This window comes from Thermosynechococcus sp. HY596, from assembly GCF_030518715.1.
Taxonomy (GTDB): Bacteria; Cyanobacteriota; Cyanobacteriia; order Thermosynechococcales; family Thermosynechococcaceae; genus Thermosynechococcus.
On sequence record NZ_CP130346.1, the window covers coordinates 283,945 to 309,172 of the forward strand.

Sequence of the window (25,228 nt, forward strand, 5' to 3'; positions counted from 1 at the left end):
CCCATGCTTTGGAATACCAGCTACCGGCCGTTACTTGCTTATATCCTTCCCTATCGGCGACGGTTGCTGGTCGCTTTTTTGTGTACCCTCGGCTACGTCTCGACCATGCCGGCGATCGCCTACCTGATTGGCCAAGCGGCGAAGCTCATCGGGGCAGGGGATTTGATAGGCCTGATTCAATGGTGTGCAGCCTCCTCGCTGCTGTTTGTCGGTCGTAGTTTTTGCCAATTTGGCCAAGATGTCCTAATGTCCGATATTTCCCTACGGATTGTCTATGACATTCGGGTGCGGCTGTACCGTCATCTGCATCGTTTGGGGGTGGACTATTTTGAAAAGGCAGCGACCGGCGATCTCACCTACCGCCTCACTGAGGATGTGGATCGCATTGGCGTCATGGTCAATAGCAGTTTTCATCGCCTCATCCCCTCAACTTTAACCACAGTTGCGGTCATTGGTTATATGTTCTACCTCAACTGGCAACTGACATTGGGGACGATGATCATTGCGCCGCTGATGACGTTTCTCATCGCTTGGTTTGGCAATCGGTTGTTGCGACAGTCGCGCCTGAGTCAAGCCCGCATTGCCGATTTAGCCTCCCACCTCACGGAGATTTTTTCGGGGATTCGTCTGATTAAGGCGTTTGCGGCTGAGGACTATGCCGTAGAGCAGTTTGAACAGCAGGCTGATATGAACCGTCGTGCTCGCTACCGTGCCGAACGCATTAAGTCAATGCAATACCCGGTGGTGGGGTTTCTTGAGGCCCTGAGCATTATGCTGCTCTTTATCTTGGGGGCGTGGCAAATCAATGCCGGTCATCTCACAGGGCCGCAGTTCCTCAGCTTTGTTGCCGCAGTAGCGCTACTGATGGAACCCATTAATATGATTTCTGCTGATTACAATGAACTCAAAATGGCACAGGCGTCGGTGGAGCGTAGCTTTGGCCTGTTGGCTCTCGAACCCACGATCAAGGAAATGAGCCATGCGCAGCCCCTACCCCCCATTTCTGGCAAAGTGCAATACCTAGATGTGTGCTTTGGCTATGATCCAGAGCGTCCCGTGCTCAAGGACTTTAATCTCTTGGCGGAGCCGGGCGAGGTGATTGCTCTTGTAGGACATTCAGGAGCAGGTAAATCCACCATTGTTAACCTCTTGCCCCGGTTTTATGACCCCCAAGCGGGAAAAGTGTTGATTGACGGCATTGATATTAAAACGGTGACGCTGAAAAGCCTGCGGCGGCAAATCGGTATTGTTCCCCAAGAAACAATTCTTTTTTCAGGGACGATCGCCCACAACATTGCTTTTGGTTATGCTGAACCCGATTGGGAGCGACTGATTGAGGCAGCCAAAATCGCTAATGCCCATGACTTTATTACTCAGTGTCCCGATAGCTATCAGACATGGGTCGGGGAAAGGGGGATTAATCTCTCTGGGGGTCAACGCCAACGACTGGCGATCGCTCGTGCAGTTTATGCCGATCCACGGATCTTAATTTTGGATGAGGCCACCTCTGCTTTGGACTCTGAATCGGAAGCCTTGGTGCAAAGTGCTTTGGAGAAAGCAATGAAGGGGCGCACCGTCTTTATTATTGCCCACCGTTTAGCCACGGTTCGTCGCGCCGATCGCATTCTTGTCTTGGAGCAAGGTCAGATCATTGAAAGTGGCAGCCACGAAGAACTGCTTGCCCGGCCTTCCCGCTATGCCCAGTTCTATGCTCAGCAGTACTTCCAAGAGACAGAGTAACCCCTTCTCTAGTGGGCGAGTTCTTTGGCTCTAGCTGTAACTTGAATGGCTATGGGCTGTTTCCTCAACAGCAGGATGTGAAAATAGACGTTGAATTCTTAAATTAGCGAGGACAGCCATGGGTAGCATTATTTCTGTGCATTCTTTTCGTGGTGGCACAGGCAAGTCAAATACAACGGCAAACCTGGGCTGTACCTTGGCAACCTTGGGCTATCGGGTGGCGATCGTGGACACGGATATTCAATCCCCCGGTATCCATGTGCTCTTTGACCTTGAGTCGGAAGATACGGAACATGCCCTGAATGACTACCTGTGGGGACGCTGTGAAATTACTGATGTGGCGCGGGATGTCAGCCATCTGATTACGGCTCACGGCCAGCAAGCCAAAGGAGCAATCTATCTCATTCCCTCTAGCCTCAAAACCAGTGAAATTACCCGTGTGCTGCGGGAAGGCTACGATGTTGGCTTGCTCAATGACGGTTTTCAGCAGTTGCTCCAAGGGCTGAATCTCGACTTTTTGCTCATTGATACCCACCCAGGGCTGAACGAGGAAACGCTGCTCTCGATTACAGTCTCCGATGCCTTGGTGCTGATTCTGCGCCCCGATCGCCAAGACTTTCAAGGAACAGCGGTCACGGTTGATGTGGCGCGGCAGCTGGATGTGCCCAAAATGGTGATGGTGGTGAACAAAGTCCCCAGCGCCTTTAATAAGGACTCCCTCAAGCAGCAGGTGGAAACGACCTATGGTGTGCCAGTTGCAGGTATCCTACCTGTTTGTGAAGAAATGTTTCAACTGGGGAGCAGCGATATTTTCTGTTTACGCTACCCTGAGCATCCCTACAGTCTCGTTGTCAGGAGTGTTGTGCAGCATCTGTTGGATTAGGGTAGCCTAGGAGTAAGGAGACTGACTGATTTTGATCCTTCTCGAGTGCCACTGCCAGTCACTGCCATTGAGGAACATTGCCAATGATAGACAGTCAAAACGCTAGCAGTGGTTGCGGTGGGGGTCTCAATCCAGCAGATTTACTGGTTTTGCCCGATCGCCAGCGATCGCTATTGACACTGATGATGCGCCAGCCAACGCCCTTCACCGTGCCAGAATTGGCTGAGCAGTTGCAGTGGTCTGCGGAAGAGGTCAGTGCCACCCTCGCAGAGGTTCGCCAACTCGGCTATGTGACAGTTGAAAACGACACCTACCAAGTCAAACTCGGACGGCGAACCCCGCGCGTGCAACCCAAGCGTCAATCTCCCCGAATTGCGGCGGTTTGGGACAAGCTGGGTTAAGTCTGATCTACTTCCTCAGTTAAACCTCTAATTATATGAGGCAACTCGTGTGGTACGCTTAATTACGCTAAGTTTCGCAGAGGAAAGTCAGGACGAGTGCGCCCAAAAGTTCTTGCTGGCAACTGGAAAATGCACAAAACCCAACAGGAGGCGGTGGCCTTCCTACAGGAGTTCTTAGGGAAATTGGTGGACACCCCCAGCGATCGCGAGGTGGTGCTCTGTGTTCCCTACACCTGTTTAAGTGTATTGTCCAAGAGTCTGCACGGAACGCGGGTGAAGCTGGGTGCCCAAAATGTCCACTGGGCGGATCAAGGGGCGTTTACAGGGGAAATTTCGCCACCGATGCTGGTGGAGTTGGGCGTGCGCTACGTGATTGTTGGCCACAGTGAGCGGCGGCAGTATTTTGGGGAAACGGATACTACGGTCAACCAACGGCTCAAGGCTGCCCAACACTATGGCCTGACCCCCATTCTCTGTGTCGGTGAAACGAAAGCCCAACGGGATGCTGGCGAAACGGAAAACCACATCTTTCAGCAGTTGGCGCTGGACTTGGTGGATGTCGATCAGAGCAATTTGGTGATTGCCTACGAACCCATTTGGGCGATCGGTACGGGCGATACCTGTGAAGAAGCGGAAGCCAACCGTGTCATTGGCCTGATTCGTAGCAAGTTACAGAATCCCGATGTCCCCATTCAGTACGGTGGCTCGGTCAATGCCAACAACATTGATGCGATCATGGCGCAGCCAGAAGTTGATGGGGTGCTGGTGGGTGGCGCTAGTTTGCAACCGGAGAGTTTTGGGCGTATTGTTAATTACAAGCCCCTTTGAACATGACTTTGAGTTCGGCGTCAGTGCCCTAGATCACATCTGATCCAAGAGATCGCGCACTGCCCTCGGCGCAGAAAAACTTAAAGATATCAACATACAGCCCTTTCCCAAGCATGGCATGCACTACCGCTCCAGAGCGCAATGCTGTGTATGCAGCTAAGAAAAGGATCGGAGCGAGTGATTTATTACAACTGTTATCGTTTGCTGGGCGATTTCTTCATTTTCTTTTAGGATCGAAGTAAGGCTGAGCGATGCCGAAAGGAGGCCGACGATGCGCCAACAACTCTTCAGTGCTTTGACAGTTTTAGCTGCTTTTGTTGGTCTCAGCAGTGCTGCTGTGGCACAGCCGATGGCGATCGCTACCCTCACCCCCCCTGAACTTCAGGAACTGCAACGCCTTGTGCCCCGCAGTGCCGAGGACTACTACAACGTGGGATTAATGCACCAAGGTACGGGTGATCTGGCCGCTGCCATTCATGCCTTTAGCCAAGCAATCAGACTCAACCCCAGTGCTGACTACTACTTTGCTCGCGGCCTAGCCTACTATGACCAAGGGGATATGCAGCGGGCGATCGCGGACTTTAGCACTGCGCTGCGCAACGATCCACAGTTTATTGCCGCCTACTACAACCGGGGCATGGCCTATCTTGCCCTGCAAAACTACACAGCGGCGATTGCAGACTTTGATGCTGCCCTAGCGCGGGATCCTCAATTTGTTGCTGCCTACTATAGTCGGGGCATGGCTCACTTCGATAGTGGCAATGTGGAATTGGCGCAACGGGACTATGAGCGTGCTCGCGCTCTCAACCCAGCGATGACAGCCCAGTACTACGATCGCGCCCCCCGTCCCCTCACTGGCGGTCCCTAGTACCTGAAGCCACCGATTGCGGCGATAATAGGGGGATAATGTGCATGATAAGGATGAGCGATCGCGCCTATGCCCAGAACCCCTTCTGAATTTGCGGTGCATTTATTTCTGGATGGCGGTCACCGTGAGGAGGTGCGCTTCCCCACCATTCAAGACTTCCAGAAGTGGTACAGCAACGAGTTAGTGGCCAAAGCAGATTCCAACGACTTTATTTCCGTTCCCATTAAAAACATTCAAGGGGAATACATGGTGGTGCGCCCCTCGAAAGTCTTTGCAATTCGGGTAGAACCCGTGTTTGCCTCTAGTGTGGATCGCTTTGCCTAACGTCTATGGCGGGTTTATTCGCAGGATGGGTTCAGGGGGTCGTGATCCTCGCAACGAGCGCGATCGCCACAGCACCAACGGTTGCTCCCTTAGCGCGCCAAAGCCAACTGCCCCCAACGGTTGCCCTAGATACGGCCCTCTGGCAATCCCCTAGGGAACGAGCACGACTGCTGCAAGCGATTGATCATAGTTTGCGTTACCTGCGCACCGATAAAGCGCGCCGCGACTACGCTGCCTACACTGCTCCCGGTCAACCCGGCGCCGCCCTTGGCCCCAATCTCCATCAGCGAGTGATCCGCTCCCTCGAACGCTTTCGCCATCTGGTACAAACCCGTCGCTCTGCGGCAGAACTGCAAGCATCTGTCAAGCGAGAATTTGTCTTTTATCAATCCATTGGCACCGATGGCCAAGGGCGAGTGGATTTCACGGGCTATTATGCACCGACGTATCGTGCCAGCTTAGTGCCCACCGCAGAATACCGCTATCCCCTATTTCGTCGCCCCCCCAATTTTGAGCAGTGGCGAGAGCCGCACCCAACCCGCTTGGAACTGGAAGGGGCGGATGGTCAGCAGTGGCGCAATGGGCCTTTGCGGGGTCTGGAACTGGTCTATTTGCGCGATCGCCTAGAGGCCTTTCTGGTTCACGTCCAAGGGTCGGCTGAGCTGCAACTGCCCGATGGTCGCCGCTTTACGGTGGGCTATGCCGGTAAGACCAATCACCCCTACACGAGTATTGGCCAAGAACTCATTCGCGATGGCAAAATTCTCCGTGAGGAACTGACGCTACCGCGCCTGATGGCTTACTTTGAGGCCAACCCCGCTGAGTTAGATCGCTACTTGCCCCGCAATGCCAGCTTTGTCTTTTTTGAACACACCCAAGGGCGTCCCCCCACGGGCAGTCTTTCAACCCCGGTGATTCCAGAGCGTTCGATCGCCACCGATAAGTCCCTGATGCCTCCGGGTGCCTTGGCGCTGATCAACACGAAAATTCCCCTCAAAGCCCAAGGCCAATGGCAGCAAACCCCCGTCAGCCGTTTTGTTTTGGATCAGGATACGGGGAGTGCCATTCGCGGGCCGGGTCGTGTCGATATTTTCATGGGCACGGGGGAGGTGGCCAAAGCGCGGGCGGGTCTGATCAATACACCGGGGCAGTTGTACTATTTGCTCCTGCGGGAATAGCTAGGGGTGCAGCGCTACTTTAATCACTTGGCGCGCCTTCATTGCTTGGAGGACGTTTTCAATCTCCGTGAGGGGGGCTTGGCCACTAATCAGTTTCTCGAAGGGCAGTGTACCACTGGCAATCCATTTCAGGGCTTGGCGGACAAAGGTGGGTGTGTTGTGAAAGACCCCCTTGAGGGTGAGTTCTTCGTAGTGCAGGCGTTCGGTATCAACGCGGATCGAAGTTTCGCGGGGGCAGCCACCAAAGAGGTTAATGGTGGCACCGGGGCGACCACAGGCGATCGCTGTTTCCCAGACTTCAGGAACCCCAGTGGCTTCAATGACAATATCGGCACCGCGTCCTTGGGTCCAGTCTTTAACCACAGCAGGAATATCGCTGCACTGGTGATGATTGATGGTCTGCTCTGCCCCGAATGTGCGGGCGATCGCCAGCCGCTGATCGGAACCGCCAAAGGCGAAGACCCGTGCCCCCTCTTGTGCCAGCACACCGACAAACATCAGGCCAATGGCACCATCCCCCAGCACCACAATTTGCGGTGGACTCGGCCAAGTCGCAACCATTGCGGGGTCAAAGCCAGAGCGAGCCACACCGTGGAGGACACAGGCGAGGGGTTCGGTCAGCGCTGCCAAGGCAAAGGAGAGGGACTCCGGAATAGGCAGCAGATTCTGGCGGACAATGCTGGCGGGAATTTTTAGGTACTCGGCAAACGTGCCATTGTTAAACTCCAGATGGGGGCACAGGGAAAAGGCTTGGCGTTGGCAGTAAAAACACTGGCCACAGGGGGCAGAATTATTCGCTACCACGCGATCGCCCACCCGCCATCCCGTCACACCCGCCCCAAGGGCAACAATTTCCCCGGCCGCTTCATGGCCAAAGAGAATCGGTGGGGTTAGCATCCGTGCATGACCGCCGCGCCGCCATACCTTCAAATCGGTACCACAGGTAGTGGCGGCCTGAACACGAATCACCACTTCCCCCGGCCCCGGTATCGGATCGGCGACGCTTTCAATGCGGACATCTTCTTTGCCGTAGAGCACTGCTGCTTTCATTGCACTTCCCCCATCAAGCCAACCATTGCAGGAGGCCACAGAGCAGTCCCAAAAGGGCAACCAACCCATAAAACGTACTCACCACCCGCAGTTCTGACCAGCCACCCAACTCAAAGTGATGGTGTAGAGGGGCCATGCGCAGCAGCCGCTTGCCCACGCCATCGGGACCTTTGGTTGCCTTGTAGTAGAGCACTTGGGCAATGACTGAGAGAGACTCCACAAAGAAAAGACCACTGACAATCAACAGTTCCCAGAGGTGATGACTGGCCAAGCCAATGCCCGCTAGGAGTGCCCCAAGGGCTAGGGAACCCGTATCCCCCATAAACACCCGTGCCGGATGGTGATTGTGCCAAAGGAAGCCGAGACAGGCACCACTCATGACCACTGCCAGAATTTGCAAATCGGGATGGGCGGTCAGAATCATGCCTAAAGCGAGAAGGGCGATCGCCGCCGTGCCTGCGGCAAGACCATCGAGACCATCGGTGAGATTGAGGGCATTCCCTTCCGCCATCGGCACAAAAATCGCCAAGGGGATAAAGGCGATCCCTAAAGGCCAAATCCACCCCCAAGGCGCGGTCACTACCGTTGCCGTTGGATCGCTTCCGACCAGCCAAGCACAAAAAAGAGCTGCCCCAATCCCCTCAAGAAGGAGTCGCAGCCGCGCCGATAACCCTTTGTTGGATTTACGCCGCAGAACTTGCCAGTCATCCCACCAGCCAATGGCGGCATAGCAGAGGACAAGGAGGGCGATCGCCCCCACCGTTGCGGATACTTTCCCCTGCGCAACTCCAGTCCACAGGAGGGCTAGACCTAACCCTGTCGGCACAAAAAAGATTCCCCCCATTGTCGGTGTGCCCGATTTTTGCAGGTGAGATTGCGGGCCATCTTCGCGAATAATCTGCCCCGTTTTCAACCGCCGCAACAGGGGCACCACGGCCCTCCCTAGAACTGCAACGATGGCAAAGCTCAGCAACCAAGGCAGTGTCAAGGTTTGCAACGGCTGTTGCCAGTGGTTTGCCCCTGTATCGTAGGCAATGCTAGCCATGAGCAGGCCAATAGCGAGAAGGCCAAAAAGTCGCTGTCCTGTCAGCCAACGGGGTTCAATGGCAGCCGTGGTTTTGGTGGAGGGCATGGGGATAGCTCTAGCACATCACTCCGATAATAGGGGGATCTGTGCCCTACTCCTCAAGCCCTAGGTCATCTTCTTCGTCGTAATCGCCCAAGGAGTCACCAACAAATTCCTCAATTTCACCCATATCATCGAGGGTGCTATCCACGATCGGGTCTGTCTCATTGGCATCACGGGCAATTAATCGACCCGTTTGCTGTAACCATTCCAAAATGGAGCGATCGGAACGACCCGCAGCGGTTAAGTTCTTTTGGGAAATGGGTTCTTCGTACAAAGAGGGGTTGTATAGGGTCATAGGGCTAAGGTGAACGGTGTTGTAGTAGTCCAATCCTCTACTTTAACGTTTGCCCCTAGGAATGTAAATCTGCGTTTTGTGGCGATCGCCCAAAGTGGCACATTCTCTGGAACCTGCCTAGACTGGAGAAGTCCCTAAAGAATGGGCATGAAACTTTGATACACGAGGGATAGAAACAATGTCTTTACTCAAAAAATCATCCATCTCTTTGACGGTTTTAAGTGCGGTGTCCCTCGGCGGGGGGGCGATCGCTGCTCCCTACCCCCCAGAAGTGGTTTCCCGATTTACCAGTGAATGTACCACTGCCCTGCAACAACAGGTGCCACAGATGGCGCAATACGGCAATGCCTACTGTACCTGTGTGATCAATGAACTGCAATCCTCGCTCACCTTGGCAGAATTTCAGGCGATCGGTGAAGATGTACAGACCAATGTCACTCCCGAAGTGCGCCAGATGCTCACCAACACGGCACAAACCTGCCTGCAACGAGTCACCCAATAAGCAAAGGGGGAGAGAAATCCCCCCCAATATGATCCTAGACTGCGCTTAGAAATTGAGCGGCAGCGGCTTGCAGATCGGCGACTTTATCGAGTTTTTCCCAAGGTAGGTCGAGGTCATGACGCCCAAAGTGACCATAGGCAGCCACATCTTGGTAGAAGCGACCACCGCGATCTTGGGGCAAGTGGCGCAGGCCAAAGGTTTGGATAATGGCAGCGGGGCGCAGATCAAAGTGGGTTGTAATTAACTCCAGCAGTTGCTCTGGGGCAAGTTGACCCGTGCCAAAGGTATCCACAAAGAGGCTCATGGGGCGAGCAACGCCAATGGCATAGCTAATCTGTAACTCGCATTTGTCGGCTAGGCCTGCGGCCACAATGTTTTTGGCAATGTAACGAGCCATGTAGGCAGCACTGCGATCGACCTTGGTGGGGTCTTTCCCGGAAAAGGCACCGCCCCCGTGACGGGCATAGCCACCGTAGGTATCAACGACGAGTTTACGTCCTGTGAGTCCCGAATCCCCCTGAGGACCACCAATGACAAATTTGCCCGTGGGGTTGACGAGAAAGTGGGTCTTGTCATCGGGTTTAATTGCCAGATCCGCAAAGACAGGGTTGACGACGGCTTCCCATAGATCGGCTTTAATCTTTTCTTGAACGGCCGCTTCGTCGCTGATGTCACCAATGGTGGCCGTGTGTTGGGTGGAAATCAGGATGGTATCAATGCCCACCGGCTGGCCATCTTCATAGATGACGGTGACTTGGGTTTTGCCATCGGGACGCAGATAAGGAAGTTGACCCGTTTTGCGGACAGCGGCCAAGCGACGCGCCATGCGGTGAGCCAAGCTAATGGGCAGGGGCATATACTCAGGGGTTTCATTGCAGGCATAGCCAAACATAATGCCCTGATCACCGGCGCCAACGCGATCTAATTCGGCATCACTGAGGCGTTCCCGTGCTTCTTGAGCCGTGTCCACCCCTCGGGCAATATCGGGGGATTGCTCATCAAGGGCAACGATAACGGCACAGCTATTGGCGGCAAAGCCATTTTCAGCATCGGTGTAGCCAATTTCATGGATTTTCTGCCGCGCTAGGTTGACGTAGTTGACCTGTGCCTTGGTGGTAATTTCCCCCGTAATCAGGACTAAACCGGTATTAACCACCACCTCAGCAGCAACGCGACTCTGGGGGTCTTGGGTGAGGAGGGCATCGAGAATGGCATCGGCAATTTGGTCGCAAATCTTATCGGGGTGGCCTTCGGTGACGGACTCCGAACTAAATAAGTAACGCAAGATAGCACTCCTATGGCATGGGTTGTTGAAAGAACTGCAAGAAATTGGTTTATGGTAACACGGACTTTTGACTAAAAAACAAGGATTGGTTTCTAAATCCTAGGATTATACCTGAGCAGTAGGACACACGAGTGATTGTGATGATTGGCTAGACTAGGAGCAGATTTTAGGCGTTTCAAGTTGTATGTCTGCTTTACGCTATGCCTACTATCCTGGTTGTGTGGCTCAAGGCGCCTGTCGGGAATTAGACCTCTCAACGCGGGCGATCGCCCCCCTGTTGAATATCGACCTGGTGGAACTGCAGGAAGCCAGTTGTTGTGGCTCAGGCACGTTTAAGGAAAATTCGTGGCTGCTAGAAGATACCGTCAATGCCCGCAACATTGCCCTTGCCGAACAGTTGGCTTTGCCCCTGTTGACCCATTGCAGCACCTGTCAGGGGGTGATTGGCCATGTGGATGAACGCTTGAAAACTTTTCAGCGCGATCGCCCGGCGTACGTGGCAGAAATTAACCAAGTGTTGACGCAACAGGGCTGCGCTCCTTACCAAGGCACCACAGAAGTGAAGCATTTACTCTGGGCGATTGTCGGCGATGTGGGCATTGACGAGTTGCGCGATCGCGTCCGTCGTCCCCTCAAGGGACTGCGCTGTGCGGCCTTTTATGGCTGCTATCTCCTGCGCGCCCAAGAGAGGCTGCCCTTTGATCACCCGATTCGTCCCACCTCAATGGAACAGGTCTTTGAGGCAGTTGGGGCTACCCCCATCGAGTATGAGGGACGCACTCAGTGCTGTGGTTGGCCCATTTCCAGCTATGCGACGGCGGCCAGTTTTGCCATGGCAGCACAACGACTCCAGAGCGCGATCGCCCATGGCGCGGATTGCATTGTCACCCCCTGTCCCCTCTGTCATTTGAATCTGGATGCTCGCCAACCAGAAATTGCCCAGCAGGTGGGAGTTGCCTTCAATTTGCCGATTCTCCATTTGCCGCAACTGGTGGGTCTAGCCCTTGGCCTGCGTCCTGAGGAACTGGGTTTGAGAAAACATGTGGTTTCAACGCAACCGGTGTTGGCAAAACTAGGGCTTTAGCTGATTTCCAAGAGGCCTGATTCAGTGCAGATAGCTTGCAGTGGCTGATCCCACGGATCACGGGGCAATTCTGCTAGAAGGGCTGACTCAAAGACAATTCCCCAGCGACACACGTGCTGCCAATCGGGGTGGGCAAAGAGGCGATCAAAAAAACCGGCGCCATAGCCGAGACGGTACCCTTGGCGATCGCAGGCAACAGCAGGCACTAGGCAGAGATCAACACACGCTGGATCAATCGGGGGCGCTTCGGGGGGCGGTTGCCAAATGCCATAGCGTCCTTGCTGGAGAGTGTCTTGGTTGCCATTAAAACAATGCCACCGCAAATCCTGACCCACGACACGGGGCAAGCCCCACTGTTTCGGGAGTGACCAGAGGAAGCGCAAGTCGGGTTCGCGGCGATGGGGCACATAGGTCAACACTGTGGTTGCCTGTTGAAACTGGGGATGATCAAGCAAGTGCTGACAAATGCGCTGACTGCGATCTTGCCACTCGCGATCGCTCAAGTGCTGCCGCCATTCAAGATAGTGTTGTCGCAGTTTGACTTTATCGCTCATTGATTTTCTGGGCACCAAAGCCACAAGTTAAGAGATAGAGGCCAAAGTGAGTGTTTAGCCTGAGGAACGATGCAACTGTCCCCCCAAGAAAAAGACAAGCGCCTGATTTTTACCGCCGCTCTTGTGGCCGAACGTCGTAAAGCACGGGGTCTCAAGCTCAATTATCCCGAAGCAGTGGCCTATATTTCTGCTGCCATTTTGGAAGGGGCGCGGGAGGGGCGCACAGTTGCTGATTTGATGAACTATGGCACAACACTGCTCAGCCGTGACGATGTCATGGAGGGGGTGCCAGAAATGCTCACAGAAGTACAAGTCGAAGCAACATTTCCCGATAGCACGAAGCTGGTGACAGGGCATACCCCCATTCGCTGACGTCTGAAAACGCTTCAAGTTAGCGCCAACCAATGACTAGCAACGCATTCCCAAGGGGTGCGGAAAGAATTTTGCAGTCATTCAAATCCCGATAAAAATAGTCGGATATGTTTGACAGGGCGATCGCCCCCTGCTAGGATGGTCAACAACTTGTCTGAGGCAGTCTGACACCCATGACCGCAACCCTTAGCTCCACCACCGCCACCGCCTACTTTACCCACCTCAAATGCAAAGAGTGTGGCGCCGAGTACGAACCTCAAGCCATTCATGTCTGCGAATACTGTTTTGGCCCCCTAGAGGTGAAGTACGATCTGAGCCAATTGGCGGCAGCCGTAACGCGCAGCACGATTGAGGCGGGGCCAAAGTCCATTTGGCGTTACCGTCCCTTTTTGCCTGTGACATCGGCCAACCCCATTGATGTGGGCACAGGGATGACTCCCCTCGTCAAAGCCCAGCGGCTGGCTCGGCGGCTCGGACTCAAGCATCTGTACATCAAAAACGATGCTGTGAATATGCCCACCCTGAGCTTCAAGGATCGGGTAGTATCGGTGGCGTTGACGCGGGCGCGGGAATTGGGTTTTACGACAGTCTCCTGTGCCAGTACCGGCAATTTGGCGAATTCAACGGCAGCGATCGCAGCTCATGCGGGGCTAGATTGCTGTGTGTTTATTCCAGCGGATTTGGAAGCGGGTAAGGTCTTGGGGACGCTCATCTATGGGCCAACGGTGATGGCCGTTGAGGGCAACTACGACCAAGTGAATCGCCTGTGTTCGGAAGTGGCGAATACCCACGGGTGGGGGTTTGTCAATATCAATTTGCGCCCCTACTATTCGGAAGGGTCAAAGACGCTCGGTTATGAGGTGATTGAACAGTTGGGCTGGCAGCTTCCTGACCACATTGTGGCTCCCTTGGCTTCTGGCTCTTTGTTCACGAAAATTTACAAGGGCTTCCGCGAATTTGTGGAAGTGGGTCTGGTGGCGGATAAACCCGTGCGCTGTAGTGGTGCCCAAGCGATGGGCTGCTCCCCCATTGCTCAAGCCTATGCCGAGGGGCGGGATTTTGTGGCACCCGTGAAGCCCAACACCATTGCTAAGTCCATTGCCATTGGTAACCCCGCCGATGGGGTCTATGCCCTAGAGATTGCCCGCAAAACCAATGGGGCGATCGCTGCGGCCACCGATGAAGAAATTGTGGCAGGCATTAAGCTGCTGGCGGAAACGGAAGGTATTTTCACGGAAACCGCTGGCGGTACCACAATTGCCGTTCTCAAAAAATTGGTGGAATCGGGCAAAATTGACCCTGAGGAGGTGACGGTGGTCTATATCACGGGCAATGGCCTGAAAACCCAAGAGGCGGTGCAAAACGAGATTGGCCAACCCCTGACGATCGAACCCAAGTTGGCCAGCTTTGAGCGCGCCTTGGAGCGATCGCGCACCCTCGAACGGTTGGATTGGCAACCGGTATTGGTCTAGTCGGTTTTCCCGACGCTGTGTTGAAATTTATGGATGGTTTGTAGAGGTCTATGGCTGTTACTGTTTTGATTCCCACTCCCTTGCAAAAGCTCACCCGCGATCAAGCAACGGTGGAGTGCCAAGCCCAATCGATCGCCGAGCTTCTGGAAAAGCTAGAGCAGGACTGCCCCGGCATTAAAGGGCGCCTCTGTGATGAAAGTGGCCAACTGCGGCGATTCGTCAATTTCTACGTCAACAATGAGGATATTCGCTTCCTCAATGGCATTGAAACGCCCCTCAAGGATGGCGACGAAGTCAGCATCATTCCCGCGATCGCTGGCGGCTAAGCAAGAGGAATTTGCTCCTGTTGAGATGATTGAACGCTGATTTTAGCTCTGGGGGAAGGAAGCGATCTGAGTTCCTCTTCGGTGTAAATTTGCGCCGTCAGGGGCTGATTTTTAAGCCATGCTGCAAGCCGCTGATAGAGGACGCGATCGCCGCCAAGGTATCCACCGCTTCTTGGGAAGAGATTTGTTAGGATCAGGGCACTGTTTGCCGCTGCTGTCCGATGTTTCAGTCTTGGTTACAGCCCATTGCCAATTCTCCAATGTTGGCTCCCGCCAAAGATGTTGAGGATTCCCTCCTGCTGCGCCTAGGGGTCTTGGGCATGGTGATTGTTGGCTTGGTGGCAACCGATGTGGCGGCGGATACTGCCAATAGTCTCTGGGCGGTTCCCCTCTCCATTGCCGGCTTTAGTTGGAGTTGGTGGGCACGGCGACAAAAAAATGTGGTGGCAAAGCTGGCGATCGCCATTGGGATGTTGACGGCATTGGCGATTTTTTTGGGGCGATTGGCCACCCTCAACCAAGATTCACGGATTCTGCTGACGGAACTCTTGATTCAACTGCAAGTGCTCCATAGCTTTGACTTGCCCCGCCGCAAAGATTTGGGCTACTCGATGGTGATTGCCCTGATTTTAATTAGTGTGGCGGCCACCCTCAGTCAAACCATGACCTTTGGGCTGTTTCTTGTGATCTTTCTGGCGATCGCCCTACCTGTACTCGTCCTTGACTACCGCTCGCGCCTTGGCTTACTCTCCACCACCCTGAAAGCCTTGGCCTTGCCTTGGCGGCAATGGGTCGGCCTCTTTGCCCTGATTCTTGGCTTGGGGATGGTGGTCTTTGTGCTGCTGCCGCGCTTCCCTGGCTATCAAATTCGCACCTTGCCTGTCAGTGCTGAAATTCAAGTGGCAGGGGAGTTTGACCAAACCCGGGTGATCAATCCGGGCTATGTCAGTGGCCGTGGTGGTGGCGGTGTCGGCGAGGAACTGGCCAATCAAACCTTTGACCCGAACTTTTACTATGGCTTTGGCTCCGAGATTGATCAGACCTTTGGCGGGAGCATGACGCCTAGGGAGTTAATGCGGGTGCGATCGCAAGCCCCCGGCTTTTGGCGCGTCCTTGCCTTTGACAAATATACGGGGCGGGGTTGGCGCATTAGTCGCAACGATGAGGCAGAAGTGCTGCGGCGTTCCCCTTGGAGTTTTCGCTATCTGCTGCCACAACAACTCTCCCAAATGCCGACGCGGGAAGTGATTCAGACCTATACCATTGTCTCTGAGTTTAGTAACCTGATTCCCCATCTCTACGAACCCCGCGAACTCTATTTTCCCACCCGTGAAATTGCCCGTGACCCCGATGGTGGCCTGCGTGCGCCAGTGCCCTTGCCCGAAGGGCTGACCTATTCTGTGATTTCCCAAGTGCCCGTGCGCGATCGCTCTCTGTTGCGCAGAGCGCCAAAATTAAATCACACCGTAGGCTATCAGTCCTACCTTGAAGTGCCCCCTGACCTGAAACCACGCCTGCAAGCACTGGCCAAAGACCTCCTTGCCAAGGCCGATCGCTCGATTCCCGAACCCTACGAGCAAGCTCTCTACCTCACCCAAGCCCTGAAGCAATCCTATGCCCTGAAAACCGACATTCCCGAACTAGGCAAAGATCAAGACTTGGTCGCAGCCTTTCTGTTTGAGTGGCGCGGCGGCTATCCCGATCACTTTTCCACGGCGTTGACACTGCTACTGCGCAGTATTGGCATTCCCACGCGCTTGGTCACCGGTTTAGGAACGGGGGAATTTAACCCCTTCACGGGCTTGTATGTGGTTCGCAATACCGATGCCTATGCCCTGACGGAAGCCTACTTTCCCAATTTGGGCTGGTTTCTCTTTGATCCAATTCCGGGGCACGATCTCTATCCAGCCACCCTAGAGGTAGATCAGACCTTTAGCGTTCTCCAGCAGTTTTGGCAGTGGGTCACGGGATGGTTGCCGACCCCAGTGACGGGATTTTTTGGCATTGTCTTTGCTACCCTCGAAACTGCTTTGCAAAAATTCTTTGATCTGTTTAGCCAAGGGCTGGGGGGGATTGTCCAAGGGATTTTGATGCTCTTTGGTGGCGTCATTGTGGTCTGGGGCTTGTGGTACGCTCTCCAGACGTGGCGATATCGTCAACGCCTGCAAAAACTGCCGCCGATCGCCCGCCTCTATGTACAAATGCTCGATGGTCTCACCCAGCAGGGATTACCGAAGCGACCCAATCAAACGCCGTGGGAATACGCGCGATCGCTGCAAACCGCTGGCCGTCTTGATGCCGTCAGTCAGCGAGCCATTGAAACCCTGACGCAGGCCTATGGGGCTTGGCGCTATGGTGGTGATCAGCCCCCCTTGCCACCCCTGAAACGCGCCCTGAATCAACTGCGACAACAACGCTGGCGATCGCTGCAACGCACGGTAGCGGATCTGCGCCGTCGTTAATCCTTGTCCTTGGGGTTGCTGTCATCAGCGAGGGCATCATCGCTCACTAGTTCGGTCACCACCACCTTATCCACGCGGTTGCCATCCATATCCACGACTTCAAAGCGCAGGCCATCGGTTTCAATGTAATCTCCCGACTGGGGAATACGCCCAAATAGCGTAATGATTAGCCCGCCAAGGGTGTGGTAGTTGGCCGTGTCCTCCTCAGGTAAACTTTCCCGCCGCAGCAATTCCTTGAGTTCATAGGTGGAGAGCAGTCCATCCAATAGCCAAGAGCCATCCTCCCGCTGAATAATTTGCGGTTCTTCCCCCTCGTCGTGGCGCAGTGTGCCAATAATCGCCTCCGTGAGATCATTGAGCGTCACCAGCCCTTCGATGCCCCCGTATTCATCAGTAATCAGGGCAATGTGTTGACTCGATTGGCGAAAGAGTTCAAGGACATCAAGTGCCGGTAGGCCTTCGGGAACAAAGAGCGCTGGTTGCAAAAGCTGGCGCAGGTCAATCTCTTGCTGGGTGAGACGAGCGGCCAAAAAGTCCTTGGCTGAAATAATTCCCAAGCAGTGATCAATGGTTTCTTCAGCCACGGGAAACCGCGAATGGGAACTGGCTAGGATTTCCGCCTCCATTTCTTCAAGGGAAGATTCAATATCCAGCCACACAATATCGGTGCGGGGGGTCATGATCGACTGAATCGGGCGATCGCCCAAGTTGAAAATCCGCGCCACCATGTCCTGCTCCGCCACCTCAAAGAGACCCGCCTGTGCCCCCTGCTCAATCAGGACTTTGATTTCATCCTCTGTAACCGTTTGGTCGGCAATGGTGGCAATGCCCAATACTTGCAGAATGGTATCTGTGGAGACGCTGAGTAAATGCACAATCGGAGCCGCTAATTTCGTCAGCCATGTCATGGGTTTGGCAATGTTGCAGGCGATCGCCTCGGGGTACGTCATGGCAATGCGCTTGGGCACCAGTTCGCCAATCACCAAGGAAAGGTATGTAATCCCCGTCACCACAAGGGCAATACTCAAAGGCTGGCTGTATTGACCCAACCATGGCACGGGACTGAGGACAGCCTGTAACCGCTGGGCAAGGGTGACACCGCCCACGGCACCACTGAGAATCCCAATCAGGGTAATCCCAATTTGTACAGCCGAGAGAAAATTATTCGGGGAGTTGGCGAGTTTTAGGGCTGCCTTCGCCTTGCGTTGACCCCGTTTTGCCAGTTGCTCAAGGCGGACTTTGCGTGCAGAGACCACTGCGATTTCAGCACCAGCAAAAATGCCATTGGCGATAATGAGCAGCAGCACAAGTAAAATTTCTAAGGCAGCGGCAGACATTGCAGCTATTCTTCTAGGGGGAACCCCAGATATACAGTCTGAGTCGGCATTGTGGGTCGTCAGGCTTATTCAAGAGACTGCTCCTTTACTGCCGATGTTGTTTCTATCATGCTGAATAAATCGCCCCTCTGCCAGTGATATCGACCTGTTGAGGGGATGTGATTGGGTCATTAAGCAGTTTTGGCTGTTTCGAGGGGGTTCCATCCTTAGGGAAAAGGGTTGTATAGCAGTCAGGATACTGGAATCTGGGAGACTCTACAAGGGGGCGGAATCTTAGAATAGACGTGATGTTTCCCTCGCCAACCAATGCACGAGCGACTTCAACGCTTCCTTACCCTAGGGGCGATCGCGATTCTGGTGCTGTTAATTGTGGCTTTCCTCTGGAGTGAAGAGGCACTCCAGTCGCCGAGCCGCACTTGGGAGACCCTCAGTAATGCAGTGATTACCTTGGTGGGGGAGTATCCCGATCGCCCGCGCACCCTGCTGGGGCAAGTCCTGCAGCTGCTGCTACTGCTCTTTGGCACCTTTGCCTTTGGTGCCCTGATTGGCAAGTTTTCCGCCTACTTTGTCACCCAAGCTCTTAGCCAAACCCTACCCATGAAACCCTTTAGCAACCACATTATTATCTGCAACTGGAATGCCAAGGCGCCCCTTGTGCTCCGCCAATTGATTGCCGCCAACGTCTACCATCCCCGCGACATTGTGCTTTTATGTGCTGAACCGATTGCACTGGATCCTGAATTCCAAGGGCGCCCGGATGTCTTTGTAGTACAAGGGGATCCTACCCACCATGGCACCCTAGAGCGCCTCAATGCCCCCCAAGCCAAAGCCATTATTCTGCTTGCGGATGCCGACATGGAAGCTCCCGATGAAAAAAATGCCCTCATTGCCCTTGCGGTAAAGCACCTAGAGAAAACCCCTGGCCAAGAGCAGGATATTCATGTGGTGGCCGAATTGGTGAATAGCGATCGCCAGCGCCACCTCAAGGAAGCAGGGGTGGATGAAGTGATTTTGAGTCAGGACTATAGTTCTGGGATTCTGGCCCAAAGTGCCCTCTTTCGTCAAATGTCCGAGGTCTATCGCCAACTCCTGACCTATTCTGATCACACCAATGAGTTCTACTTTATTGAGCCGGGGTACTATCCCACGACCCTCTGTGGCCTCTCCTTTGCTGCCCTCAGTGCTTGGATGAGTGAGTACAGTAGCCGCCATCCAGAGAACCCGCTGCTCCTGATCGGGATTCGCCGCCAAAATCAACAGGTGTTGCTCAACCCTCGTCCCTCAGACTTTCAGAGTCTTGACCCCACTGACACGCTGATTGTCATGGCCTATCGCCCCATCTATGACTTGCGGGGATAAACCCGTCCTTTCCAAGCACCACCCCGACCTTGCCAGTGGCGCCGCGCCGAATCCAGTGTCATCAGCGTATAGAGGAAGGCAATCAGCGGCAGTGTCAGCGCCCAAGCGCCATTGAGGCCATAGAAACGCACCGTTGGCCCGTAGGCGATCGCCATGCTCCCCCAAGTGAGTCCCGCCATGACGGCTAAGGGCAGCGACTGACTGATCAGACCGATAGCAAGGGCAAGGGGCGCCCACAAATACACCAGTGTCATGCCAATCACGGTTCCCACCAGCAAGAGCGGTGAATAGGACAACTGCGTATAGGCGGTGCGAGCCACCATCTGCCAAATACTGCCGAGCGTATTGTAGGCACGCAGACTCACGGTGGTCGGTGTCAGCCCCAACCAAATGCGGTAGCCGGCTTGCTTGACAGCGGCAGCTAAGGAACAATCATCAATCAGGGCATGGCGAATACAGGCAATGCCACCAATCTTGTCCAGCGCCACAGGATCAATCAGAATACAGCCCCCCGCTGCAGCCGCCGTTGATCGCTGTGGATCGTTGACCCAAGGGAAGGGATAGAGCTTAGCAAAGAAAAAGACAAAGGCGGGAATCAGCAATTTTTCCCAAATACTTTGGCAGCGCAGTTTCACCATCAGCGAGACAAGGGCACAGTTTTGCTGACGGGCGTGGGCGACCAATTGGCGCAAATTTTGGCGATCGTGGGCAATATCGGCATCTGTAAGCAGCAAGTAATCGGGATCAAACGCTCGAGCGGCCTCAATGCCTTGGGACAGCGCCCAGAGCTTACCTGACCAGCCGGGGGGGAGCGGTGTGCCTTCAATCACCGTTAGGCGATCGCCCTTGCCCAGTGCCAAAGCCGCTTGGCGAGCAATGTCCCCTGTGCCATCGTTACTTTGATCGTCCACCAAGATCAGATGTAGGGTTCCCTCGTAGTCCTGTTCGAGGAGCGATCGCACACTGGTGCCAATCACCGCCGCCTCATTGCGAGCTGGAATGACAACCACCACCCTTGGCCAAGCCCTGAGGTCTCCCCCCTGTAGCCGCTGATCCGTGCGCCAAAACTGTCCCCAAAACAGCAGCAAAACCAGCCAGATCACAAGGGAAAGGGCCGTTACACTCAACAGGATGAGGGTTAACACAGGGGATATGGTCATCACAGTTCACTATCGAGGACTTCTTCAGCCATAGGATTGAGGTGCTGATGTTGCTGCCGTCGCGATCGACGGCGATATTTTTTCGGATCCAAGAGGGGTTCAAGGCGCTGCTGCCCTTGGCGGTCACTCTTGGCCTTCACTGGGGGTACCTTCCCTAAGGATGGCTCTGAACTGGCCATTGTTTCTAGCTCATGCAAATACTCAATGTAGAGGGGGTAGCGCTCCCAATCACCGCGTACACAGCAGCCCGGTTCCTGATCGTGGCGACAGTTATCAAAGAGACACCGATCCTTGCTCAGCCGTTGGCGAATCTCCGGAAAAGCCGCCGCCAATTGCTGGGGGTCTTGGGGCAGTTCGGGTTGATTAAAGCCCGGTGTATCGGCAATCCAGCCCCCCGCTGGCAGGGGAAAGAGTTCCACATGGCGAGTGGTGTGCCGCCCCCGGTGCCAGTGATCCGAGACCGCACCGACGCGAATATCTTCCCGAGGTGTCAGATGGCGGATCAAGCTACTTTTGCCTACCCCCGACGGGCCACAGACAACTGTAATCTTATCGGCGAGGTGGGGATGCAGATGTTGCCAGTCGCTTCCTTGGGTGAGACTGAGGACATGGCAGTGATAGCCCCATTGATGCAGGCGATCGCGCCACTGCTGTTGCTCTTGCGCAGAAACTAAATCCGCTTTGGTGAAAAGCACCTGAATCTCGACATTCAATCCCTCGGCGGTCAAGAGAAAGCGGCTAATTTGATGGACATCAGCAGGAGGGTCAGCCAAGGCAAAAAGGAGCAACACTTGATCGACATTGGCGATCGCTGGGCGTGACAATTGATTGCGGCGGGGCAAAATCTCAGCGATCGCTCCGCGGTGTCCTTGCCAGTCGGGATGGCTCACCACCACCCAATCCCCCACACACACCTGTTGCCCCATCTTCTTGAGGCGGGCGCGGCGTACACACAGTAACTCCTCAATGCCATTGGCGGCTTCCTGCAGGCGGACACGGTAGTAATTGGCCTGAACAGCCCGCACCAAGCCCACCAGATCACTCATGCCGGACGCTGCACCTGAAGGGCAAAATAGTCCTGCCGTGGCTCAATCCCAAGGACATCGTAGCCCGCCATGCGCAAACTATCGGGCACCTGCTCAATGGGTTCTCCTGCATCCAACCAGACCTCAAGGGGCTGCTGGGGGGGCAACTGTTGCAGTCGCAGTTTTGTGCGCACAAAGTTCAAAGGACAGGGCGTTCCCCGTAGATCCAATGTTTCCATGGCAGGGCAAGTAACCAACTGCAACTATCTTCCCAAAAAGGCGACCACCTTGGCGAATACCTGCTCTCGCTCGACATCAAGGGGGAGCAAGTGATCCGACTCCTTGAACCAGTGCAATTCCTTTTTGGGGCTGCCTAGGTGTTCATAAATCCTCTGCCCCCCTTGGCGGTCAACGACCGTGTCAGCAAGGCTTTGCAGAATCAGTGTTGGCGTTGTGATCAGCGGCAGTTCCCGCTCCACTTGGGCAATCAGGTCGAGGGCACTGCGCACCGCTTGCAGGTTGAAACTTTTGAAAAAGCAGGCGGCTTCTGCTGCTTGGCGTAGGGGGCGATCGCGGATTGGTAGGCTGCGCCGAGGCACAAAGGGAATCCACTGGCCAAGGGACTGCACAAGCCTCTCTGGAGCGACGGGGCAAAACCAAGGCCGATAGATGCGCAAAAAGGGGGCAAGGAGTACAAGAGAATCAACGGCATACTCATAGGCAAGATGAAGGGCTAGCGTTCCCCCAGTGGAAAAGCCCACCACGGCAACCGTGCGATGGCTGTCTCGTAAGGTCTTAAAGGCTGTCACTACTGCCTCATACCACTGCGGCCATGTCGAGGCGGGCATTTGGGGAGTGGGGCGATCGTGCCCCGGATAGAGGATGCCCTGAACCGTCCAGCCTGCTTTGTAGAGAACCTCTCCCAAAAGTTGCAGTTCATAAACCCCACCCCCCAAGCCATGGAGTAACAAGCAGGCGCGATCGCCCGCAGCATGGCTATAGAAAAAGGGAAGATTAACGAGATTCACCAATGTACGCAAACACCACACGCTAGCACCATAAAAAATCTACCCCGATCGCCAGAGCAACCGAGGTAGAGGACGCGACGTTCATCTAGGCGGCAGTTCGCCTAAAGAGCCTAAAGATGAGCCTAAAAGCGTTCATGGAAGGTGCGGTTAATCACATCCAACTGTTGTTCGCGGGTGAGTTTGATAAAGTTCACCGCATAGCCCGACACCCGGATGGTGAGTTGGGGGTACAGTTCAGGGTGATCCATGGCATCCAACAACATTTCGCGGTTAAGCACGTTGACGTTGATGTGGAAGCCTTGGTCGTGGATGTAGCCATCCAGCAGATTCACCAAGTTGCTGATTTGATCCTCCCGTGTCTTGCCAAGGGCACTGGGCACGATGGAGAACGTGTTGGAGATGCCATCTTGGGCATGGACATAGGGCAACTTGGCCACGGATGCCAGTGAGGCAATCGCCCCTTTCGTATCGCGACCGTGCATGGGGTTAGCGCCCGGTGCAAAGGGTTCACCGGCTTTGCGGCCATCGGGAGTATTGCCGGTTTTCTTGCCATAGACGACGTTGGAGGTAATCGTCAGGATTGACTGCGTAGGCACGGCATTGCGGTAGGTTTTGTGTTTGCGGATTTCATTCATGAAGGTTTCCACGACCCACACCGCGAGACTATCCACGCGATCGTCGTTGTTGCCGTACTTCGGAAAATCACCCTTAATCTCGTAGTCCACCGCTAAGCCCTCGGCATTGCGGATCACTTTCACCTCGGCGTACTTAATGGCCGAGAGGGCATCCGCCACCACCGATAGACCCGCCACACCACAGGCCATGGTGCGAAAGACATCGCGATCGTGGAGCGCCATCTCCAGCCGCTCGTAGCAGTACTTATCGTGCATGTAGTGGATGACGTTGAGGGTATTGACATACACCTTCGCCAACCAAGCCATCATCTGCTCAAAACGGGGTAGGACTTCTTCCCACTTCAGGGTGTCGCCCGTAATCGGCGCAAACATCGGTGCCACTTGCTGGCCAGAGACTTCATCCCGACCGCCATTGATTGCGTAGAGCAGGGCTTTGGCTAAATTCACCCGTGCCCCAAAGAATTGCATTTGTTTGCCGACCCGCATCGCCGAGACACAGCAGGCGATCGCGTAGTCATCGCCCCAGTAGGGACGCATCAAGTCATCGTTTTCGTATTGGATCGAACTGGTGTCAATGGAAACTTGAGCGCAGAAGCGTTTGAAGGCCTCTGGCAAGTTTTCCGACCACAGCACCGTCAAGTTGGGTTCGGGGGCAGGCCCAAGGGTATAGAGCGTATTCAGAATACGGAAGCTGGTTTTCGTCACCAATGGGCGACCATCAAGACCCATGCCACCAATGGATTCCGTGACCCATGTGGGATCGCCAGAGAAGAGTTCATTGTATTCCGGCGTCCGCAGGAAGCGCACCATCCGCAGTTTCATCACAAAGTGGTCAATCCATTCTTGGATCTCAGCTTCTGTGGCTGTGCCGTGGCGCAAATCCCGTTCAAAGTAAATGTCGAGGAAGGTGGAGACCCGCCCAAGGGACATGGCGGCGCCGTTTTGTTCTTTGACAGCCGCAAGGTAGCCAAAATAGAGCCACTGAATCGCCTCTTTGCCATTGGCCGCTGGCCGCGAAATATCAAAGCCATAGCTGGCGGCCATTTCCTTGAGTTCATTGAGGGCTTTGATTTGCTCTGAGAGTTCTTCCCGTAGGCGGATGGTTTCTTCGTCCATGACATCCAGTTCTAGGGAAGCCTGCTGTGCCTGTTTGTCGGCAATCAAGCGATCTACCCCATAGAGAGCCACGCGGCGATAGTCACCAATAATCCGACCGCGGCCATAGGCATCCGGCAGTCCCGTAATGATCCCCGATTTACGACAGCGGCGCATTTCGGGGGTGTAGGCATCAAAGACGCCATCGTTATGGGTTTTGCGATATTTGGTGAAGATTTCCTTCGTGCGCGGATCCAATTCGTAGCCGTAGGCCTTGAGGGAGGTTTCAACAACGCGAATGCCACCAAAGGGCATAATCGCCCGTTTCAGGGGCTGATCGGTTTGCAGGCCAACGATTTGCTCCAACTCGCGATCAATGTAGCCCGGTGCGTGGGCTGTAATCGAAGAGGGGACACTGGTATCGGCATCAAGGACGCCTTTTTCGCGCTCTAGTGCCATCAGGTCGCGCACTTTTGCCCATAGTTGTTGGGTGCGATCGCTAGCGCCTGTGAGGAAGGAGGCATCCCCAGCGTAGGGGGTATAGTTGCGTTGAATAAAGTCGCGCACATCAATGCGATCGACCCAATCACCACCCGTAAATTCTCGCCATGCCGCTTCGGGCAATTCTGTGTAGCGTGTACAGTTCATAATCAATGTTCCTCATCAAGTGTGCAGCAATTTCTCGCGATCGCCCTTCACCAATAGCGATCGCCCCTTCAAACCAGCAAGAACCTGCTAACTGCAAATGCTAGAAAATACGCAAGAGATTAAGCGATTGCGATCAAACGAGAAATGCAAATGAACTTTTTGTAGGCCAAGCCTCATCACTCTTTTTC

General features: G+C 54.5%; 25 protein-coding genes. 14 read left to right on the forward strand and 11 right to left on the reverse strand.

All coding sequences use genetic code 11. From position 1 onward, the window contains the following. Positions 1 to 3: 3 nt before the first annotated feature. The 7 genes from QYC28_RS01355 to QYC28_RS01385 all read left to right on the forward strand — a co-directional run bounded on the left by QYC28_RS01355 (position 4) and on the right by QYC28_RS01385 (position 6,222). A complete protein-coding gene (locus tag QYC28_RS01355; RefSeq protein ID WP_286626276.1) occupies positions 4 to 1,740 on the forward strand; it encodes an ABC transporter ATP-binding protein in 1,737 nt (578 codons plus the stop codon). Between the two features lie 118 nt (positions 1,741 to 1,858). Next, complete coding sequence (locus QYC28_RS01360; RefSeq protein WP_302679721.1) at positions 1,859 to 2,623, forward strand: MinD/ParA family protein; 765 nt, start codon at positions 1,859 to 1,861, stop codon at positions 2,621 to 2,623. An 83-nt stretch (positions 2,624 to 2,706) separates the two neighbouring features. After that, positions 2,707 to 3,024: a hypothetical protein gene (locus tag QYC28_RS01365; RefSeq protein ID WP_302679722.1), complete on the forward strand. Its 318-nt coding sequence runs from the start codon at positions 2,707 to 2,709 to the stop codon at positions 3,022 to 3,024. A gap of 129 nt (positions 3,025 to 3,153) precedes the next feature. Beyond that, on the forward strand, positions 3,154 to 3,852 hold the full coding sequence (gene tpiA, locus QYC28_RS01370; RefSeq protein ID WP_399375232.1) for a triose-phosphate isomerase: 699 nt from the start codon (positions 3,154 to 3,156) through the stop codon (positions 3,850 to 3,852). A 271-nt stretch (positions 3,853 to 4,123) separates the two neighbouring features. Next, positions 4,124 to 4,720, forward strand: coding sequence for a tetratricopeptide repeat protein (locus tag QYC28_RS01375; RefSeq protein WP_302676478.1), 597 nt, complete (start codon positions 4,124 to 4,126; stop codon positions 4,718 to 4,720). Between the two features lie 69 nt (positions 4,721 to 4,789). Further along, entirely contained in the window at positions 4,790 to 5,044 is a 255-nt protein-coding gene (locus QYC28_RS01380; protein WP_149817491.1) for a hypothetical protein, read from the forward strand. 5 nt (positions 5,045 to 5,049) lie between these two features. Beyond that, entirely contained in the window at positions 5,050 to 6,222 is a 1,173-nt protein-coding gene (locus QYC28_RS01385; protein ID WP_149817493.1) for a murein transglycosylase A, read from the forward strand. Here QYC28_RS01385 and QYC28_RS01390 read toward each other — a convergent pair whose 3' ends face one another. The 3 genes from QYC28_RS01390 to QYC28_RS01400 are packed head-to-tail and all read right to left on the reverse strand — an operon-like array spanning position 6,223 to position 8,696. Further along, on the reverse strand, positions 6,223 to 7,272 hold the full coding sequence (locus tag QYC28_RS01390; RefSeq protein WP_190278151.1) for a zinc-binding dehydrogenase: 1,050 nt from the start codon (positions 7,270 to 7,272) through the stop codon (positions 6,223 to 6,225). Positions 7,273 to 7,285: 13 nt separating this feature from the next. After that, a complete protein-coding gene (gene mraY, locus QYC28_RS01395; protein WP_302679724.1) occupies positions 7,286 to 8,404 on the reverse strand; it encodes a phospho-N-acetylmuramoyl-pentapeptide-transferase in 1,119 nt (372 codons plus the stop codon). 46 nt (positions 8,405 to 8,450) lie between these two features. Further along, on the reverse strand, positions 8,451 to 8,696 hold the full coding sequence (locus tag QYC28_RS01400) for a DUF3134 domain-containing protein (protein WP_149817500.1): 246 nt from the start codon (positions 8,694 to 8,696) through the stop codon (positions 8,451 to 8,453). Between the two features lie 178 nt (positions 8,697 to 8,874). Here QYC28_RS01400 and QYC28_RS01405 point away from each other — a divergent pair, with 178 nt between their 5' ends. Continuing rightward, complete coding sequence (locus QYC28_RS01405) at positions 8,875 to 9,198, forward strand: hypothetical protein (RefSeq protein ID WP_149817502.1); 324 nt, start codon at positions 8,875 to 8,877, stop codon at positions 9,196 to 9,198. A 34-nt stretch (positions 9,199 to 9,232) separates the two neighbouring features. Here the strand turns inward: QYC28_RS01405 and metK are convergent, their stop codons facing one another. Further along, on the reverse strand, positions 9,233 to 10,483 hold the full coding sequence (gene metK / locus QYC28_RS01410; protein ID WP_302679725.1) for a methionine adenosyltransferase: 1,251 nt from the start codon (positions 10,481 to 10,483) through the stop codon (positions 9,233 to 9,235). A 184-nt stretch (positions 10,484 to 10,667) separates the two neighbouring features. Between metK and QYC28_RS01415 the strand changes: the two genes are divergently transcribed. Then, complete coding sequence (locus QYC28_RS01415; protein WP_149817506.1) at positions 10,668 to 11,567, forward strand: CoB--CoM heterodisulfide reductase iron-sulfur subunit B family protein; 900 nt, start codon at positions 10,668 to 10,670, stop codon at positions 11,565 to 11,567. Here QYC28_RS01415 and QYC28_RS01420 read toward each other — a convergent pair. After that, a complete protein-coding gene (locus QYC28_RS01420) occupies positions 11,564 to 12,121 on the reverse strand; it encodes a 5-formyltetrahydrofolate cyclo-ligase (RefSeq protein ID WP_286649791.1) in 558 nt (185 codons plus the stop codon). The two genes, QYC28_RS01415 and QYC28_RS01420, sit on opposite strands and share 4 nt — an antisense overlap. Positions 12,122 to 12,190: 69 nt before the next feature. On the opposite strand from QYC28_RS01420, the gene ureA reads away from it, so the two are divergent. From ureA to QYC28_RS01440, 4 genes are all read left to right on the forward strand, one after another. Further along, positions 12,191 to 12,493, forward strand: a complete 303-nt coding sequence (ureA, locus tag QYC28_RS01425; protein WP_149817510.1) for an urease subunit gamma — start codon at positions 12,191 to 12,193, stop codon at positions 12,491 to 12,493. A gap of 173 nt (positions 12,494 to 12,666) precedes the next feature. Then, on the forward strand, positions 12,667 to 13,965 hold the full coding sequence (gene thrC, locus QYC28_RS01430) for a threonine synthase (protein ID WP_149817512.1): 1,299 nt from the start codon (positions 12,667 to 12,669) through the stop codon (positions 13,963 to 13,965). Between the two features lie 50 nt (positions 13,966 to 14,015). Beyond that, positions 14,016 to 14,291, forward strand: coding sequence for a MoaD/ThiS family protein (locus tag QYC28_RS01435; protein WP_149817514.1), 276 nt, complete (start codon positions 14,016 to 14,018; stop codon positions 14,289 to 14,291). 221 nt (positions 14,292 to 14,512) lie between these two features. After that, the gene (locus QYC28_RS01440; protein WP_302679726.1) at positions 14,513 to 16,753 is read left to right on the forward strand and encodes a DUF3488 and DUF4129 domain-containing transglutaminase family protein; all 2,241 of its coding nucleotides are present in this window, start codon (positions 14,513 to 14,515) and stop codon (positions 16,751 to 16,753) included. Here QYC28_RS01440 and QYC28_RS01445 read toward each other — a convergent pair. Beyond that, positions 16,750 to 18,090, reverse strand: a complete 1,341-nt coding sequence (locus QYC28_RS01445) for a hemolysin family protein (protein WP_149817518.1) — start codon at positions 18,088 to 18,090, stop codon at positions 16,750 to 16,752. The two genes, QYC28_RS01440 and QYC28_RS01445, sit on opposite strands and share 4 nt — an antisense overlap. 306 nt (positions 18,091 to 18,396) lie before the next feature. Here QYC28_RS01445 and QYC28_RS01450 point away from each other — a divergent pair, with 306 nt between their 5' ends. After that, positions 18,397 to 19,449: a TrkA family potassium uptake protein gene (locus QYC28_RS01450; protein WP_302679727.1), complete on the forward strand. Its 1,053-nt coding sequence runs from the start codon at positions 18,397 to 18,399 to the stop codon at positions 19,447 to 19,449. Here the strand turns inward: QYC28_RS01450 and QYC28_RS01455 are convergent. The 5 genes from QYC28_RS01455 to pflB all read right to left on the reverse strand — a co-directional run bounded on the left by QYC28_RS01455 (position 19,431) and on the right by pflB (position 25,040). Beyond that, positions 19,431 to 20,609: a glycosyltransferase gene (locus tag QYC28_RS01455; RefSeq protein WP_302679728.1), complete on the reverse strand. Its 1,179-nt coding sequence runs from the start codon at positions 20,607 to 20,609 to the stop codon at positions 19,431 to 19,433. The genes QYC28_RS01450 and QYC28_RS01455 overlap by 19 nt on opposite strands. Then, complete coding sequence (rsgA, locus tag QYC28_RS01460; RefSeq protein WP_149817525.1) at positions 20,609 to 21,655, reverse strand: small ribosomal subunit biogenesis GTPase RsgA; 1,047 nt, start codon at positions 21,653 to 21,655, stop codon at positions 20,609 to 20,611. Before rsgA ends, QYC28_RS01455 begins: the two co-directional genes overlap by 1 nt. Further along, positions 21,652 to 21,873 (reverse strand): sulfurtransferase TusA family protein, encoded by a 222-nt coding sequence (locus QYC28_RS01465; RefSeq protein ID WP_149817527.1) that lies wholly within the window; start codon positions 21,871 to 21,873, stop codon positions 21,652 to 21,654. Before QYC28_RS01465 ends, rsgA begins: the two co-directional genes overlap by 4 nt. A gap of 24 nt (positions 21,874 to 21,897) precedes the next feature. Beyond that, positions 21,898 to 22,683 (reverse strand): carboxylesterase, encoded by a 786-nt coding sequence (locus tag QYC28_RS01470; RefSeq protein ID WP_302679729.1) that lies wholly within the window; start codon positions 22,681 to 22,683, stop codon positions 21,898 to 21,900. 101 nt (positions 22,684 to 22,784) lie between these two features. Then, positions 22,785 to 25,040, reverse strand: a complete 2,256-nt coding sequence (gene pflB, locus QYC28_RS01475; RefSeq protein ID WP_302679730.1) for a formate C-acetyltransferase — start codon at positions 25,038 to 25,040, stop codon at positions 22,785 to 22,787. Between the last annotated feature and the right edge of the window lie 188 nt (positions 25,041 to 25,228).

Coding starts and splice junctions, on each gene's coding strand:
- QYC28_RS01415 (WP_149817506.1), top strand. CDS start 10,668: ATGTCTGCTTTACGCTATGCCTACTATCCTGGTTGTGTGGCTCAAGGC.
- QYC28_RS01405 (WP_149817502.1), top strand. CDS start 8,875: ATGTCTTTACTCAAAAAATCATCCATCTCTTTGACGGTTTTAAGTGCG.
- QYC28_RS01390 (WP_190278151.1), bottom strand. CDS start 7,272: ATGAAAGCAGCAGTGCTCTACGGCAAAGAAGATGTCCGCATTGAAAGC.
- QYC28_RS01445 (WP_149817518.1), bottom strand. CDS start 18,090: ATGTCTGCCGCTGCCTTAGAAATTTTACTTGTGCTGCTGCTCATTATC.
- pflB (WP_302679730.1), bottom strand. CDS start 25,040: ATGAACTGTACACGCTACACAGAATTGCCCGAAGCGGCATGGCGAGAA.
- rsgA (WP_149817525.1), bottom strand. CDS start 21,655: ATGAGTGATCTGGTGGGCTTGGTGCGGGCTGTTCAGGCCAATTACTAC.
- QYC28_RS01380 (WP_149817491.1), top strand. CDS start 4,790: ATGCCCAGAACCCCTTCTGAATTTGCGGTGCATTTATTTCTGGATGGC.
- QYC28_RS01440 (WP_302679726.1), top strand. CDS start 14,513: ATGTTTCAGTCTTGGTTACAGCCCATTGCCAATTCTCCAATGTTGGCT.
- QYC28_RS01400 (WP_149817500.1), bottom strand. CDS start 8,696: ATGACCCTATACAACCCCTCTTTGTACGAAGAACCCATTTCCCAAAAG.
- QYC28_RS01385 (WP_149817493.1), top strand. CDS start 5,050: ATGGCGGGTTTATTCGCAGGATGGGTTCAGGGGGTCGTGATCCTCGCA.
- QYC28_RS01465 (WP_149817527.1), bottom strand. CDS start 21,873: ATGGAAACATTGGATCTACGGGGAACGCCCTGTCCTTTGAACTTTGTG.
- thrC (WP_149817512.1), top strand. CDS start 12,667: ATGACCGCAACCCTTAGCTCCACCACCGCCACCGCCTACTTTACCCAC.
- QYC28_RS01365 (WP_302679722.1), top strand. CDS start 2,707: ATGATAGACAGTCAAAACGCTAGCAGTGGTTGCGGTGGGGGTCTCAAT.
- tpiA (WP_399375232.1), top strand. CDS start 3,154: ATGCACAAAACCCAACAGGAGGCGGTGGCCTTCCTACAGGAGTTCTTA.
- QYC28_RS01450 (WP_302679727.1), top strand. CDS start 18,397: ATGCACGAGCGACTTCAACGCTTCCTTACCCTAGGGGCGATCGCGATT.
- QYC28_RS01455 (WP_302679728.1), bottom strand. CDS start 20,609: ATGACCATATCCCCTGTGTTAACCCTCATCCTGTTGAGTGTAACGGCC.
- ureA (WP_149817510.1), top strand. CDS start 12,191: ATGCAACTGTCCCCCCAAGAAAAAGACAAGCGCCTGATTTTTACCGCC.
- QYC28_RS01435 (WP_149817514.1), top strand. CDS start 14,016: ATGGCTGTTACTGTTTTGATTCCCACTCCCTTGCAAAAGCTCACCCGC.
- QYC28_RS01420 (WP_286649791.1), bottom strand. CDS start 12,121: ATGAGCGATAAAGTCAAACTGCGACAACACTATCTTGAATGGCGGCAG.
- QYC28_RS01375 (WP_302676478.1), top strand. CDS start 4,124: ATGCGCCAACAACTCTTCAGTGCTTTGACAGTTTTAGCTGCTTTTGTT.
- mraY (WP_302679724.1), bottom strand. CDS start 8,404: ATGCCCTCCACCAAAACCACGGCTGCCATTGAACCCCGTTGGCTGACA.
- QYC28_RS01355 (WP_286626276.1), top strand. CDS start 4: ATGCTTTGGAATACCAGCTACCGGCCGTTACTTGCTTATATCCTTCCC.
- QYC28_RS01360 (WP_302679721.1), top strand. CDS start 1,859: ATGGGTAGCATTATTTCTGTGCATTCTTTTCGTGGTGGCACAGGCAAG.